A 16219-nucleotide genomic window follows, 5' to 3' on the forward strand; every position below is an offset into this window, starting at 1 on the left:
TGCCTCAGTCAGGCAGACTCGATTTCATCTGGTATTTGTTGGAACTCAAAGGTAATTAGATTAGCTGTATCGTGGAATCTTCTTACTATTCAGGTGTTATCAGCCTCGGTTTTATATTTTGTGATCGCAAAGTAAAAAAACCACAAGAATTGCCGAGACTCTCAGCATTCCTTGTGGTTATAATTGAATTGTAATTGATAATTAATTCATTTTCAATCCTGGAGAACGATCGAGGAATTCCTGATAAAGTCTGATCTGACGGTTAGAAAGAGGCATTCTATATCCTTCTATGAACACGTGCATTACGTTTGTTTTTGTCTCGAAAGGATCTCCATCGGCTACGATAAGGTTGGCTACTTTTCCAGCTTCCACAGAACCATACTTGTCAGCTACTCCGAAGATTTCTGCAGAATTGATAGTAACAGCTTTCCAAGCTTCTTCTTTACCGAGGCCATAAGCCGCCGCAAAAGCAGCGAAGAAAGGTAAGTTTCTTACGTTCTCTTGTTCGTCTGTTCTTATAGCTACTTTCACTCCCGCTTTTGCCATTTTGCCTGCATTAGCATAAGGGGTGTCGTAGCGATCTGAATCACGGGTTGGGAGTGCTTGAATAGGGCCAGTTACTACTGGGATACCAGACTTGGCGATGTCCTCAGCTACTCTCCAGCCTTCAGATACGCCAGTAAAGATCACTTTTGCATCTTTACCTTCTACCCATTTGATGGCTTCTTTGATATCTGCTGCAGCATTTACTTCAATCAAAAGTGGAAGTTCGCCGGTAGTTGCTTTTGCTAGTTGTTCCATTTCTGGGTAATAATCTAACTCAGCACCATTAGCGACCATTTCACCGTAGGTTTTAGCGTTATTCCACAAATCGTTAGCTTCTTTTAGTGTTTTCTCAAACGCTTTTTTGATATCGTCATCCGAGCGACGATCATACCTGCCTCTGCGGCCTGAGCTTGGGAAGTTCATTACGATTCCTTTGAATCCAGCATACATCTGATCTGGTGTATAACCATTGAGGTTAATAAGTGCTGCAGTACCAGGAAATAATCCTCCTGCAGGTACTGTAAGTACAGTAGTCACTCCAGAAACTCTCGTCACCGGAATCGCCATGGAATTAGGATTGACAGCTGTCAACGCTTGCATGTTAGGAGAGAAGTTACCGATTTCGGCATAGTCCACTGTCTCTGGAACAGAAGCTACTTCTACCAAGCCAAGCTTGGTACCACCATCGATCATACCTGGGTAGATAAATTGCCCGCTGCAATCAATGACTTCAGCGCCTACTTCTGAGATATTAGTCCCGATTTCCTTGATCTTACCATCTTCTATCAGAACAGAGGTATTGTTTAATACTCCTTTGGTGATCGTTACTACTGTCGCATTTTTCAATAAGAACTTACCCGCTCTTGGTTTGATTACTTCCCCGTCGATCTGCGCCATAGCCATTGCTGGCAAGAAGGCTAGGAGGAAGGCGATAAAGATTTTATTTAGTCTTTTCATGTCTTCTTTGAGTACGGGGGATTAATAATTTAATTCGAAAAGTGAGTTGGTTGTCTCAAAAAGGTGCTCAGTATCCTGCATGCATCTGCTGTCATGTCCTGCAAAAAGCATCACTGGCTCTACCATCTCTGTAGCACTTACTTTCAAACGCTGATCATCCGCATCTTCTTTGATGTCAAAATATTTCACTCCATCCACAAAAGTCATTTGAGGAATAGCATAAGAGGAAAGTGGGTGTCCCTCGAAGATCACCAAATCCGCTTGCTTGCCTTCTTCAATAGATCCTACCTTGTCGGCAATTCCTAATTGCTTGGCAGGATTGATCGTGATCATAGCGAGTGCCTGCTCGTCGGTCATGCCACCGTAGCGTTGCGTTTTAGCAGCCTCGTGGTACAGGTGACGGATCAGCTCAGCATCATCCGAATTGATAGAAGTGATCGCGCCGTTTTCAGTTAGGATCGCTGCGTTATATGCTGTTGAGTAATACACTTCAAATTTGTAAGCCCACCAATCAGCAAATACAGAAGCCCCCATGGTGTATTCAGCGATTTCTGGCGCTACTTTGAAGCCTTCGTTGGTATGTTGGAAAACCAACTTGGTGATACCAAAGTCTCTCGCCACATTGATCAGCATGTAGATTTCGTCTGCACGATAGGAATGACAATGGATGATAATTTTTCCATTCAATATATCTACAAGTGTCTGGAGCCTTTCATCATGCACTGGAGGCATGGCAGTACTTCCTTTTTGGGAAGATGCTTTTTCATAATCTGCCCAAGCTTTTTGGTATTGTAGCGCTTCATTAAAGCCATTTCTAAGAATAGCTTCTACCCCCATTCTAGTACGCGGCTGGATTCCATTTCCTCTTCCATGAACTCGAGTAGGGTTTTCACCCAAAGCGAATTTGATCGTACGAGGAGCATCTTGCATGATGATATCAGCCGGGTCGGTAGAACCGTATCTGTGCTTTAATGTGGCGTTTTGTCCACCGATTACGTTGGCAGAACCGTGCATGGCATGAGAAATAGTCACTCCACCTGCTAGTGCTCGATAGATTCCTATTTCGTAAGGATTCACTACATCTTTCATCCGAACTTCTGCTACGATAGGAGCGGAAGCTTCATTGACTACGTCCAATGCTATGTGAGAGTGTGCATCGATGATACCTGGCATGAGGAATTTACCTGTAGCGTCTATCGTGGTGACACCATTAGGCGCACTGAGATTTTGACCTACTTTTTTGATCATTCCATCTTGTACTAGGACATCAGAATTTTCGAGTGTCCCATTGGTCACCGTAAGAACAGTAGCATTCTTGATCAATACACTGCCTTTTTTCACTTGTGCTGACGCAAACTGACTACTCAGAACCAACAGCGCGGCAAGAAAATAAGTTATCTTTTTCATCTGTTTACTTGTTTGCGATTAAAGTTGGATTGAGTGTGGCTTCGAATGGGAAGGACCCAAATTCACCTACTGTCATGGTACCTTTGAAGGATCCTGAGTCAACATCTCCAGAAACCTGGACTTCTATTGTCATTCCACCTGCATTGACATCGAATGAAAAAGACAGGGTGGAGCCTTCCAATACTACATTTTTGATGTCAGATGAAGCCTTGCCAGAACCTGCCGGATCGTCATAGGAGATAGTTCCTCCATATTGAGAACCATCTTTTTTGATTATTAGTGTTCCTCCTGAGGATCCAGCTGGGCTTTCAGATGTATAATCCCAATTGCCCTCGATTTTCACAGAACCATCGCCTTTGCCATCGTTCGAAGCTTTTTTCTTGGCTTTGGTTTCATAATCGAAGATAAAGCCATCAATGATCATGTGTTTGATCTGGGAATCTTCTGCAAATAGCGAGTCAGTACTTACAATTAGATTTGCCATTTTTCCTTTTTCGATGGTGCCAGCTACTTTGCTTAGTCCTAGAATAGATGCTGGATTGGTAGTCAAGGCTGCCATTGCGGCTTTTTCTGAAAGACCATTAGCTATCATAGTTTGAATAGTCTTCATGATATCTCCTGATTTCACGCCTGTAGTAGAAAAAGCAAACGGGATACCGGCTGCTTCCAGCTTACTAGCTTGTGCGAGCGCTTCGTCGTAGGATTTTTTCACTCTAGCATTTAAAGCTTTGACTTCCTCAGAGGCGTCTTCTTTTTGTGCTTTGATCGCTTTGTCATCTGGAATTTCCAGTTTCACTAAAACACTAGCCCCGGATGCTTTGATCACATCTATTACGGCTTCGTATTCTTCCAAACCTGTCAATATTAGTTTGAAACCTTTCTCTTTTTGAAGACTGATGGCTCTCCTAACCTCTAATTCTGAGGAAGAAGAAAAAATCACAGGAATCTGTCCACTCGTTACTTCCTGCATTGCACTATAAGTAGGAGTGATCTCCGGTCTCTTTGATCCTGAAACGGTGGTGTATTTTTGAGCGCGTTGTGAAGTAAGCTCAGTATTGTCATATACCTCACGGAACTTCGCCATCACACCCACAGCAGTACCCGGATACATTCCTCTAGAACCTCTAAAGCTCGCAGCGAGTGCTGTGTTCTCGGCAATCACATTGGTGGATTTTTCAGACCCAAGCATGACAATAGCAGCCTTTCCAGCGATCATTCCTCCTTCTGGAAGAATCTGCACTATGCTAAAACCTACTTTTCGCAAGTCATCAACTTTACTGTCTTTGATTGAGAACTGATCTAAAGCTGATCTCCATGGAGTGACTCCAGCGAGTTCATCTGGAGGATTGGATGAGACGAAATCATCCGGTCTTTCAAGATCTTTTGGTTTGGTGATACCTACGTCACTTGAGCCCGCCAGGAAGCCTGGGTAAATAAAGAGAGAATCTCCGGCAATTACTTTAGCATCTTTCGGGAAGTTAAGGTTAGTACCCACCCCTTGAATCAATCCGTCTTTGATGAGGACTGTTGTTTTGACACCTGGTTGGCCAGGTGCTGTGAAGACAGTTGCATTAGTTATTGCATAGGAGTCTGTGATTGGTTTCTTTCCTGTGGGATCGCTTTGGGCGATCACCGTCGTAGAAGAAAGCCATCCTGCCACCAGCATGCAAAAGACTCCTGTATTCAGTAGTTCTTTTTTCATATAGTTGAAATGGTTTTAAAATGTTGAGGTTATATCGAATTGGATATGAGATAGGATTATTTCCTATTTTCTCCAATTCAATACTACTCATGGTTGATGGTGAAATTTCAGTAAGCAAGCTAATAAAAGCGATTTTGGAATCCAGATGGAATTATTTTTTACAACCCATTATTTGATCAATGGCAGGATACTGGATTTGAAATGCGCTTTCGATTCTATAAGATTCATGCAGCTAAACCTAAATTTATTTGACTGGTAAAAAGTGCTTGTTTTTCTGCAGTAGCTACTATCTTTGATCGAATTGTCACCCTTCTTTTAGCATGAAAAGAATCCTAATTATAGAGGATGATCTGCTTATTTCTAGCCTTGTCCAATTCCGCCTGAAAAAAGATGGATACGAAACTGTCTTGGTAAAAGACGGGAATGCTGGGATTGATGCGATCAACTCTGAGTATCTTGATATGATTATCACTGACGTGATGATTCCATTCAAAAATGGGATTGAGATCATTCATCATGCACGAAATCACAAACCCGAAGTGCCTATTATTGTATTAAGTTCCTTAGGTGAGGAAGAAAAAATCGTATTGGAGGCTTTTAACCTAGGCGTCGCAGATTTTATTCCCAAACCATTCAATCCTAATGAATTGGCTATTCGTGTGAAACGAATTTTTAGATCTTAATCCATGTCTGTCAGAAACACAGTTTCACTTGTGTTCTTGCTGTTAGGGATAGTTAACGCAAGTGTTGTTTTTGGTCAAGATGATGAGGTATTCGCGGACTCGACTTCGTTCGCTGATTTTTTGATGAACCAGGGAGAGGTTCCAGGCCTGCAGTTTCAACTCATAGATACTGAAGCTATCTCTTATGATAGTAGTACATCTATAATAGGTAGTTATGTGGATTTTGCTAAGGCCAATTCGGTAAAGGATAGCCTTTCTAGCGCAGGAATAAGCTTTCCAAGTATGCGTTTTTTGATTTTTTCCGAAGCCAACACATTTCAAGCAGTTCAAGAGTATGTGTCTATACTTTTGTTGAATGGTGAAATAGAACCCAAAACGGCTGAAAGTTCTACAGATCTAGATCTTATTACTTTAGCAAGTAGAGAGCGGTACTCGCCTTTGTTCACTGCGAAATACTTCTCGTACTCAGGTGATTTTAAAATATTTATTGTCATCCTCACCATCTCTATTTTCTTCATTTTTGCCTTCTTCATGATTCTTTTCATGTTGATTTTTAAAGCAAAAAGAAATAGAAATGAGAAGCTGAAAGCAATCTACGATGAGCAGATTGTGGGACCACTTTCTGAGATTTTATTTGAAAAAAGCCTGGAGGAATTAGAAAGCTTAAGTAATGAGGAACTATACCTTAATTTCCCAGAAAAACAGCTCAAAAAAGCCATTTATGTAGAAGTGTTGGTTGACCGTATAATTGCCCTAAATAAAAAAATGAAGGGGGATTTTAAGCTCAAATTGAAAGCACTTTATAAAAGATTGGAATTGGATAAAGTTTCGATTAAAAAGCTAAAAAGTTCAAAGTGGGATAGGGTGGTATCAGGATTGGTAGAGGTGAATGAAATGGATTTGACCGAAGCAGTGGGAGAGGTGAACAAGCATATTAATTCTTCAAACTTTCATGTCCGCTCTCAAGCCGTTGCTACGATTCTTAATCTCTCGGAAAGCGTGGACCTTTCGTTTTTGAGGGATCAAACTTTTCCGCTATCGAGATGGCAGCAGATGAATTACCTGAGGATAATCAAGTATCTAAGTTCCTCCCGAGACCTTCAGATCAATAGTCTATTTAGCTCTACTAATCAGAGTATTCGATTGTTTGGCTACAAGCTAGTTCGAGTACTTGGTCTGGTGGAGCTTTTGGCAGAGTTAGAAGTGAATTTTGTATCTGTTTCGGATGAGGAGAAAATTGAGATTCTCAAGGCATTCGAGTATTTGGGAGTTCCAGCGAATCCTAGTCTTATCAATGAAAGTCTTCGCTCTGATAATTTCAAAGTAGTATCCATAGCCGCCAAGGCCGCTGGTGCGATTGGTGATGAAAGCAATGCAGTTACTATCTGTGAAATATTAAAGACAGGTCCTGAATTTGGCTTGAAACTAGTTTTGCTTAAGAGCCTAAAAAACCTCCATCCTGAGCGCTATCAACAGTTCGTCGAACAAGGTACTGACCCTGAGCTGCAGAGAATTAATAAGCACTTAATAGACCCATTGCTTCAAGATGTATAGTTTTCTATTTTATTTCATCATGGAGGTACTGGGGATAGTTTTTCTATTCCTCAGCTTTTCAGTGATTGTTATCTATTTGACGATCATGATTTTGAGTGCGCTGGAGATGCGAGATCATAGGAGGAAAAATCGATTTGCAGACTACCAAGATATTATCACATCGCCTATTGCACCTGGAGTGTCTATTTTGGCACCCGCTTTCAATGAAGGACAATCTATCGTACAAAATGTAAAGAGCTTACTCTCGCTACATTATGGAAAGTTTGAGGTAGTGGTGATCAATGATGGTTCCAAAGACGATACGCTAAGCAAACTCATCCAGTCCTTTGAAATGGAGCTCACTGATTTTGCCTACCATGAAGAAATCCCTGCACAGCGAGTTCGTGGAATATACAAGTCGAGGAATCGCTCTTACAACAGGCTGATCGTCATTGATAAGGAGAATGGGGGGAAAGCAGATGCGCTGAATGCCGGTATCAACGTTTCTTCTAAGGAGATTTTGGCATGTATCGATGTGGATTGCATCCTTTCCCACGAATCTATCACTAGAATGGTGAGGCCATTTATGGAGGAGACCAACAGGAAAGTGATTGCTGTGGGCGGTGTGATCGGTATTGCAAATAATTGTGATGTGCAAGATGGCACTGTGACGAATTATCGTGTGCCTACTACACTGTTGGGAAGATTTCAGGTGATTGAATACTGTAGAGCTTTTCTCATGGGAAGAATGGCCTGGACTCGCGTGAATGGTTTGATGTTGATTTCGGGGGCATTTGGATTTTTCAATCGAGAGTTGGTCGTAGAAGTAGGGGGTTATTTTCCCAAAACCGTGGGTGAGGACATGGAGCTAGTCGTGAGGATGCGGCGACATATGGAGGAGCATAGAATTCCTTACAAAGTTGGATTTGTACCCGATCCTCTGTGTTGGACTGAAGTGCCAGAACAAGAGGCTGTTCTCTCTCGGCAAAGGAATAGATGGATCCGTGGAACTATAGAGACACTTCAACTTCACCGAACGATTCGCTTGAATCCTAGCTATGGGCTCATGGGCATGTTATCCTATCCTTACTGGAATGTCTTTGAAAAGATGGCTCCGGTTCTGGAATTACTTGGGTTGATCTACACCTTGATTTTAATAGTTATCGGTGATTTTTCAGCCTTCTATTTCGTGGCCTTGTTCTTTGTTTTGTATTTGCTATCTATTTTGGTTTCCTCCTTCAGTATTTTGTTTGAGCAGGTTTCTTATAATAATTATAAAGACAAAAAGGATCTGAATAAGCTCATTATGACCATTTTGCTTGAACCGATGTTGATCCATCCGAAGATCGTTTATTGGGGACTAGGCGGTCATTGGGACTTTATCAAAGGAAAAGGAGGCTGGGGGCAGATGATCCGGGCTGGCTTTAAGAAGTCAGATGATAAAAAGAATTTAGATCCAGATACATTGAATTTGTAAGTATGAAAAAGGTAATTATTCTTCTGATTTGCTGGTTTGGGTTCGGGATAGCTTTGAAAGCTCAGGATACATTTGACCCAGATGTATTGTTAGTGGATGCGAGGACATTGATTCTGGATGGGAAATATAATGAAGGTAGAAAAATTGCTTTTCGAGCCTTGGCAAGCTATCCAGAATATGCTGACATTTTGATTTTGGTAGGAAGAAGCTATGCTTGGGAAGGCAAAAATGACTCAGCTTCTATCTACTTGGAACGGGCTATTCAAGCTTCACCTGCGTACGAGGATGGCTATGCCGCTTACTTGGATAATTTGTCCTGGGCAGGTCAATACGACCAAGCAAACACTGTACTGGCGAAAGCCCGAGAAAATCTAGGCCAACCACTTCCCGATGCTATTCGCTTCAAAGAATCTCGTTTACTATATTATAAGGAAGATTACAATGCGGCCTATGATATCGCAGAAGAGCTTTTTGAAAAGAAGTATAAAAATGAAACCCTGCTAGACTACATGCAAAATCTGCGGAGATTGCGAAGGGAAAATGCCGTGGGCCTGACGTATGACTATGACAATTTCAGAGGAGATATCACCCCTTGGAACACATTTTCGTTTTACGCCAGAACTAGGACCAAACTGACAGGGGCGATGATTGCCCGAGTGACTCAGTCCTCCCGCTTTGATGACACAGGCACTTTGTTTGAGTTGGACGCCTATCCTTCTCTGGGTGAAAAAGCTTACGCATATGTGAATATCGGGGGCTCTGGAGCTAGTTTTTTTCCAAACTTCAGATTTGGAGCGTCTATTTATTACAATCTTCCAAACGCCTGGGAAGTCGAAGGTGGCTATAGGTATTTGAAGTTTTCCGATCCTACGAATATTTATACTGCTTCTGTAGGGAAATATGTAGGGAATTGGTGGATTAACCTGCGAGGGAATTTGATTCCCGGCGAAGGAAATAGTCTAGGAACGTCTGGCAACCTTCAAGCTCGATATTATTTTAAAACAGCGGAGGACTTCTTCTCCATGCAACTCAGTACAGGCGTCTCTCCAGACGAGGAGACCAGAGATCCTACCCAGCTATTAAATTCCTATCGAGTGCGAGTGGGTTATCAGCAGTTGGTCACTGATCGCTTTATGATCATCGGGTTCACTGGATACAGTAGGGACGAGTTGAGTTTGGATAAGTTTAGGAACAATTTGAATGTATCTCTGGGCGTAGAATACCGATTTTGATGAAGAAAATTTTCACAGAAGAGTTTAGAATTACGTTTGGAAGGTTTTTACCCTTCATATTACTTCTGGTATTTATACCCATGATCAGCTATCTAATATGGCTGATTTATCCCACTACTGAGATGGAGATCTTGGTGATAGACAAAACCGTACCTACTGATAGTTACCAAGAACATCAGGCGTTATATTGGGCTTTCGAGCACTTGAAGATCCAGAATAAGCAGGGTAATTTTTATGATAAGAAGTCAGATTATTTTGGTTTTTTCCCTGACCATTCACCGTCTTTTGGCACTTCAAAAGACCTCAGTCAACTAACTGAAAATGAAATCGTAGAAACTGCTTCGACTGTCGATGTTCTGTATTTTGCTGACACCTATGGGGTGTTTGAGGATGATTTCAAGGAAAATAAATCTGAAGAAATTTCGAAAAAGATATATGGTGGCATGAATCGCGGGGATATTAATCTACTCCGTGCGGCAGTAGCACAGAAAAAAACCATAATCGCCGAATTCAACAGCATGGCTTCTCCGACTCCAGTGGGTATCCGCACGGAGTTTGAGAATTTGATGGGATTGAAATGGACAGGTTGGATAGCACGCTATTTTGAGGAGATGGATACTACCATCAATACGGATATTCCAAAATGGCTCATCAAACAATACATAGCACAGCATGACGATACTTGGGCGCCTGCTGGTCCAGGGATTGTTTTTGTACACGAGAAAGGTAGAATTGAAGCCTTTACCAATGGGATAGATTACTTTGGTGACACCCCTAAAATCCGTACCCAGAGGATCAATCAGCAAGGGTTTAAGTTGCCTGAGATTGTTCCTTATCCGGATTGGTTTGATATAGTATTAATAGAGCGAGACTACCAGGTGATTTCTTATTATGATATAGATCCTTCAGCTAGTGGTAAAGATAAGTTGAGAGATATGGGTCTTCCCAGATTTTTTCCAGCTGCTGTTCAGAAAAATGTGGGAGAAGGACAGTTCTATTATTTCGCGGGTGATTTTTCCGATACTCTGGGATCTATTGGCTCACCTCAGTTTATGGGTTTGCCGGTACTTTGGAGAGGATTTCACTTAGTGTCCGATTATAGAGATCGCAAGAGTTTTTATTGGAATTACTTCTATCCTTTGCTTTCTCAGATATTAGAAAAAGTACCTACTAAGAATCAGAGTGAATAAGTGATGTGCGCTTATTTTTTGGAGGAATGATTGCCGATTTCCACGAGATCAAGCGAAGGGTGGTAAGCACTAATCTTAGTCTTTTGGAAGCAGTTTTCGGGTTTGGATGACGTAGTTGTTCTTGTTCTTGAAGTCCTCAAACTCCCCAGTCAGCTTATTCTTGATGTTTTGATCTTCCACAGGATCGATATTCAATCCATCCGTAATGACAAATAATTGATCGTCTGATAGAAAATATTCCCCATTGATATATTCTAGCAGTTGATTCTTATTTCGCATGAGAGGCATGGCTATCTTGGACTGGAAGACCTTAGAAGTATCCAAAACCTGCCCCATCCAAATCGTTTGCTCGGGGAGTTGAATTTCATTTTGAGCTTTTAAGAAGGCTAGCAGGGAAGGAGTGACTTCAAAATGACTGCTCATTCCCTTGAAGTAGGTTGGTCGATTGATGAGCGGAGAATATATAATCAGCGGAACGTGAAATCTATCCAATCTCGAAGCCATAGGGATATCCGGCAATCTATGATCACCTGTAAACACAAAAATAGTATTCGCAAATTCGGGCTTTTGACTATAGCTGGTGATAAAATCCCGTACAGCATCATCGGCATAAAGAATGGTCATGTAGATGTCCTGATAGTCTCTGTATTCTTTCATTCTGGACTCTTCCACTTGGAGGATATTTTCCAGATGATTTTCAAATTTCTTTAGGTAAAAATCCCGCTGCGGAACCAAGTAAGGATCATGGGATGTGACTGTCTGAAATACTCCTAGCTGGGGATTTCCATTGCTTTTTGGGAAAAAGGAAAGGCCATTACTGAAAATTTCCTTATCTCCATAGCCCCAAGTGAAGCCATTTGCGGGAGGCATTTTTTCATACTTAGGATCAAACCTATTGATATCGATGATTTGGGATACATTCGCATATTCCAAAAACTCCTTTTGATGGTCAAAATTGACGTCACTACCTATGAAAAAGCTGGTTTCGTATCCATTTTCCTTCATTACACTCAGAAAGCTCTCATGGTGAGGGAAGTTATCAAAGAACTCCTGGAACCCCCTTTCTCCATACGGAAGCCCGGCAAATAGTCCAGGAAGAATCCCGAAAGTTCTTCCGGTGGATGAGATAGCATTAGTCCAAACTAAACTATGTTGCTCTAGAGAATCAAGAAAAGGAGTGAAGCTACCTAGATAGGCGTCCTTTCCTGAGTATGCCTTACCTAAGCTCTCAACCAACACAAAAACGATGTCTGGAGGTGAAGATAAACTGTCAAAATACGGACTTAATACATCCGGATAATCAGCTGTGTGGAGAAAAGGATAGGATGGATCAGGGTATTCCTTTTTTACAAACAGTACATCACTCAGTGACCTCAGGTAAAAATCGAAGTAATATTCGTTTTTATACATGAAGTAATCGAACGACTGCTCGGAGAGGTATTTTGATTTGTTGAGCTGAATATTGGTTTTGACGTCATCAAGTTTATTAGAATCTGTGATCGGTATAAAATAGAGCAAGATCAAAAACCAATACATAGCTATAGTGAAGACCAGCCCAGTTTTTAAGCTGAAAATCAACTTCTTATTAGCTATTGAAAAAATGAACAACAAGACAAAACTTACCAACAATCCACCGCCAATTGTCATGAAATTCAGCTGACCCGAAGACTTAATGGTAAGAATAATATCATCAAGATTATAAGCATAGAGATCTTTGCCCAGAGGCAAAAGTGTCTTCAGAAAATAAAATATCAAGGCCGCCTGAGCCAGCAGTGCGATGACTAACCATACTTGAGTAAACCACTTGGCGAATGAAATAGAGAGTAAACTTATAATGGCGTGAAGGATAAATAACAGGCCAAGAAAATAGAGTGTCCAGTGGAAGTCCTCGAACAAACTAAAGACAATAATCTCTCGAAATGTGATGCGAAGGGAGTGAGAATTGAAAACTAACATCAATTCAAGCCCTCGTAACAAGAACATTAAAACAGAGAATATCAGTGACATACTCCAGAAATTGCTGAGAGTAGTTTGAAATTTTGCTGGAAGATTAGATCGAATTTCAGCCTTTTGGGCCATATTTACGCGTTACTAATTGGGTGAATGCCCAAAAGATAAGGCAAAATAAGGTATCTTCAAGGAGAGAATTAATTAATATATGGGTAAATCAGATTTGTTGTTGGAGTTATATTCCAATCTGGGCACTACTGGAGCATTGTCATTCAGCTCAAAAACATTGGTAAAGAAAATGCTTAATCATGTTGATTTTAAAGGTGCCAAATTAATTATAGAATTGGGTGGGGGAGATGGAAGTATCACCAAAGGAATAGTAGATAAATTAGAACCAGGAACAGAACTATTGGTTTTTGAAATCAGCAAGTCATTTTGCAAATCCATGGAAAGTCAGTTTCCTCAAGAAAATGTAAGAATCATTAATGACTCAGCTGAAAACATCGGCGAGTATTTACTAGGTAGAAAGGCTGATTACGTCCTTTCTAGCCTACCATTTAGCTTTTTTGCACCTGAATTAAGAGATCAGGTACTTTCCCAAAGTAAAACCGCACTAACTCAGCGCGGTTTTTTCATTCAAGGTTGCTATTCCTACTTGTTGAAAAACCATTTCAAAAAACATTTCACCCAAGTTAAAACTAGTTTTACTCTCAAAAATCTTCCTCCGGCCTTCGTGATGGTTTGTAAATAAATCATATTCATGGAAGTTCTCCGAACAGCCATATTAGATAAGCTCGGGCGTAGCCGAGGAAAGAGTTTTACCTCAGCCGAAATCGTCCAACAGATGTACCCCGAAGATTGGAAGCACTTTCTAGTTGATGTAAACTTGGAAGTCCTTGAAATGCACCGAGAGGGACTTATCTCCATTCAGGGCCAAATAACAGATCTCGAATCTTCCTCTAGTTTGGAGATCTGTGCACCTAACAAACTTTAGAGGAAGCTCTACTGTTCGGTGGTACTCAACTCATTTAGACTATGATTAACGACTTGAAACTTCCTAATACAGCAGTACAAGTACCAAAAGGATTGGAGTTAATTACCCTGGGTGCTGGTTGCTTTTGGTGTATTGAAGCTGTTTTTCAGCGTTTGAAAGGTGTAAAAAAGGTAGTGTCAGGATATGCAGGAGGATATGTAGAAAATCCAACCTATCAAGCAATTTGCACTGGTACTACTGGACATGCTGAGGTGATTCAGGTCTATTACGACCCAGCTGTAATTAGCCTTTCAGCGTTATTGGAGGTATTTTGGGCTACACATGATCCAACTACACTGAATAGACAGGGCGCTGATGCCGGGCCGCAATATAGATCTGTAATTTTTTACCATAATCCTGATCAGGAACACTTGGCAAAAAACATCAAATATCAACTGAACGACGCGAAGGTTTTTGATGATCAGATAGTTACAGAGATAACAGCTTTCACTAATTTTTACGAAGCAGAAAAGGAACATCACGATTATTACAATCAGAACGCCGCGCAGCCTTATTGTCAGTTGGTGATCAAACCAAAAGTGGATAAGCTTAAGAAGTTTTTTGCAGAGCGCTTAAAATAGTATTTGCTACTTTTGCCTTATCGAATAAGCTACCCTAGTCTATCAGACAGTACTAGCGTGACATTGCTACCTATTATATGATTAGGTAGTACAAATTAGTCAAAGACGGATGACTTTATAATTCAAAATATAAACCAATGAAAAGAACCCGAGCACATGAATCCAGAGCAGCGATAGAGCGCTTATATATTACCATGCGTCACCTTTTTACCCGTGGGAGTTACAAACCAATGGGGATTTCTGGTGAAAGCCTGGTAGATGCGCTACGGGTTTTGAGTCCTGAGATTTACGGTTTGGTGACGGATAATGAAAAAATCGAACTGGATGGATTGCTGTATGTCATGGAGCGTTTGCCACGAGGAATCGAAGAATGTCGATTTGTAAGGCTAATCAGCCGAGAAGGTTACGAAACTTCTAAGCTCGATGTGATAGTTCCTGCCAAGAGAAAGAGAAACTGCTACCGTCTGGACGAGCATATCATGTATGTGGAGATGACTCGAGGTCGCTCTGATATCTATGACATTCTCACCCATTTGACCTTCCTGAATATTGAGTCTAACAAAATCTACAACAACAGCACTGATCCAAAAGGTAAGATTTCTACCAACTGGTTAATGCTGGAGGAATTTGTGAAAAAGGAAGCAGCGGGTGAGGATTTTGAAAAAGAAGCAGCATGTGCTTACTTAAGTCATTTGATCGGAAGGACGTATGAAGAGACCATGGCTGCAGTAGATAAGTTTGAAAAGAGTAGCAATTCGAACAGCCTTTTTTCCATCGTTTATCACATGGGCAAATTAGCTCAGGATGAAGCCACCAAGAACCTAGATCGAGAAATTTCCTTCTCGACCACCCTCAGAGAGCGAATTGGGCATCACGTCTATGGAGAGCTGTGGGCCAGAAGGATAAAGATAGCTTTGGATCAGCATGAGCTATTGAAGAGACCAATTCATATCATTTCGGCCAACTTACACTCTGTAGTGAATACGATCTATGCTCCGCAGCTTTTGGGGTTGAAAAACTATGAAGAGCTGGAGGAAGTGGTGATGGAAATTTCTGTTAAAGCAAAAAACCACAAAGGAGAGGCAATCAGTAAGTATGCAGCGAAGCATGGATTTATCGATTTGCCAGATGAGTCTGGGACGAATATTGGCGCTCAGATCATCGATACTGCTAAGCTAGAAAAGGACGATTTAATTCCGGGAGTGAAGCTGCCAAAAGAGAAATCCAAGCGACCAGTATTTGTAGTCATGGATTACGCTTTTGGTGAGCAGGCATATGAGTGTTTTGACGAGTTGCTCAAGCCTTATGAGAAAGATGGTAAATCCATTCCTCTGGATGTAGTATCTACATCTATTATGGGAAAAGCCGGGATACTCTATGGAGGAAAAGGTGATCTGATGATCCCAAATGCACATGTTTTTGAAGGAACGGCGGATAATTATCCTTTCAAAAATGAATTGAAAAAAGCGGACTTCGAAGGTTTTGGTCTGGGAGTATATTCGGGTCCTATGATATCCGTGTTAGGGACTTCACTTCAGAACAAAGACATCCTGACTTATTTCATGCAATCCTCCTGGAAAGCAGTAGGCCTGGAAATGGAAGGAGCACATTACCAAAAGGCTATTCAATCAGCCTCAAAAATCCGTAAATCTATTCGCTCTAATGTGAAGGTTCTTTATGCCTATTATGCTTCGGATAATCCCCTGGAAACAGGAAGCACTTTGGCATCAGGCGCTTTAGGAATGGAAGGAGTAAGGCCTACCTACTTGATTACCTATAAGATTTTGGAGAAACTTTTCGGATAAAAGTGATATCACTGAGGCTGGCGAGAATGGATTGATGGACGTTAAGTCGATAGCGGTAAGTCAAGAATATTACAAGTTGAGCACGATGCTTGACCTATGTTCAAATTAGAAAGTGTCCAGGAA

At 41.2% G+C, this 16219-nt stretch carries 13 protein-coding genes; 9 read left to right on the forward strand and 4 right to left on the reverse strand.

The annotated features are described in order from the left end of the window. Window positions 1-201: 201 nt before the first annotated feature. The 3 genes from ABJH64_RS19675 to ABJH64_RS19685 are packed head-to-tail and all read right to left on the reverse strand — an operon-like array spanning window position 202 to window position 4612. Window positions 202-1503, reverse strand: a complete 1302-nt coding sequence (locus tag ABJH64_RS19675; protein ID WP_348275640.1) for an amidohydrolase family protein — start codon at window positions 1501-1503, stop codon at window positions 202-204. A gap of 21 nt (window positions 1504-1524) precedes the next feature. Beyond that, window positions 1525-2910 (reverse strand): amidohydrolase family protein, encoded by a 1386-nt coding sequence (locus ABJH64_RS19680; protein WP_348275639.1) that lies wholly within the window; start codon window positions 2908-2910, stop codon window positions 1525-1527. A gap of 4 nt (window positions 2911-2914) precedes the next feature. Further along, window positions 2915-4612 (reverse strand): amidohydrolase family protein, encoded by a 1698-nt coding sequence (locus tag ABJH64_RS19685; RefSeq protein WP_348275638.1) that lies wholly within the window; start codon window positions 4610-4612, stop codon window positions 2915-2917. A 320-nt stretch (window positions 4613-4932) separates the two neighbouring features. Between ABJH64_RS19685 and ABJH64_RS19690 the strand changes: the two genes are divergently transcribed. From ABJH64_RS19690 to ABJH64_RS19710, 5 genes are read left to right on the forward strand one after another with little or no spacing between them, the layout of a single operon-like run. Further along, entirely contained in the window at window positions 4933-5295 is a 363-nt protein-coding gene (locus ABJH64_RS19690) for a response regulator transcription factor (protein ID WP_348275637.1), read from the forward strand. Between the two features lie 3 nt (window positions 5296-5298). Further along, window positions 5299-6849, forward strand: a complete 1551-nt coding sequence (locus tag ABJH64_RS19695; RefSeq protein ID WP_348275636.1) for a hypothetical protein — start codon at window positions 5299-5301, stop codon at window positions 6847-6849. After that, complete coding sequence (locus ABJH64_RS19700; RefSeq protein WP_348334730.1) at window positions 6842-8305, forward strand: glycosyltransferase; 1464 nt, start codon at window positions 6842-6844, stop codon at window positions 8303-8305. The genes ABJH64_RS19695 and ABJH64_RS19700 overlap by 8 nt, the downstream gene beginning before the upstream one ends. 2 nt (window positions 8306-8307) lie before the next feature. Next, window positions 8308-9537, forward strand: coding sequence for a YaiO family outer membrane beta-barrel protein (locus ABJH64_RS19705; RefSeq protein WP_348275767.1), 1230 nt, complete (start codon window positions 8308-8310; stop codon window positions 9535-9537). After that, complete coding sequence (locus ABJH64_RS19710; protein ID WP_348275766.1) at window positions 9537-10727, forward strand: hypothetical protein; 1191 nt, start codon at window positions 9537-9539, stop codon at window positions 10725-10727. The genes ABJH64_RS19705 and ABJH64_RS19710 overlap by 1 nt, the downstream gene beginning before the upstream one ends. A 75-nt stretch (window positions 10728-10802) precedes the next feature. Here ABJH64_RS19710 and ABJH64_RS19715 read toward each other — a convergent pair whose 3' ends face one another. Further along, the gene (locus ABJH64_RS19715; RefSeq protein ID WP_348338894.1) at window positions 10803-12734 is read right to left on the reverse strand and encodes an LTA synthase family protein; all 1932 of its coding nucleotides are present in this window, start codon (window positions 12732-12734) and stop codon (window positions 10803-10805) included. A gap of 151 nt (window positions 12735-12885) precedes the next feature. Between ABJH64_RS19715 and ABJH64_RS19720 the strand changes: the two genes are divergently transcribed. From ABJH64_RS19720 to ABJH64_RS19735, 4 genes are all read left to right on the forward strand, one after another. Beyond that, on the forward strand, window positions 12886-13428 hold the full coding sequence (locus tag ABJH64_RS19720) for a methyltransferase (protein ID WP_348276350.1): 543 nt from the start codon (window positions 12886-12888) through the stop codon (window positions 13426-13428). Window positions 13429-13437: 9 nt separating this feature from the next. Beyond that, window positions 13438-13671 carry a hypothetical protein gene (locus ABJH64_RS19725; RefSeq protein ID WP_348276349.1) on the forward strand — a complete coding sequence of 78 codons (234 nt, stop codon included), beginning with the start codon at window positions 13438-13440 and terminating at the stop codon, window positions 13669-13671. Between the two features lie 41 nt (window positions 13672-13712). Continuing rightward, complete coding sequence (gene msrA / locus ABJH64_RS19730) at window positions 13713-14291, forward strand: peptide-methionine (S)-S-oxide reductase MsrA (protein ID WP_348276348.1); 579 nt, start codon at window positions 13713-13715, stop codon at window positions 14289-14291. 137 nt (window positions 14292-14428) lie between these two features. Beyond that, a complete protein-coding gene (locus tag ABJH64_RS19735; RefSeq protein ID WP_348276347.1) occupies window positions 14429-16096 on the forward strand; it encodes a hypothetical protein in 1668 nt (555 codons plus the stop codon). The last annotated feature ends 123 nt before the right edge of the window (window positions 16097-16219 follow it).

Origin of the sequence: Algoriphagus sp. (assembly GCF_039969895.1) — a bacterium.
In the GTDB taxonomy this organism is placed as follows: Bacteria; Bacteroidota; Bacteroidia; order Cytophagales; family Cyclobacteriaceae; genus Algoriphagus.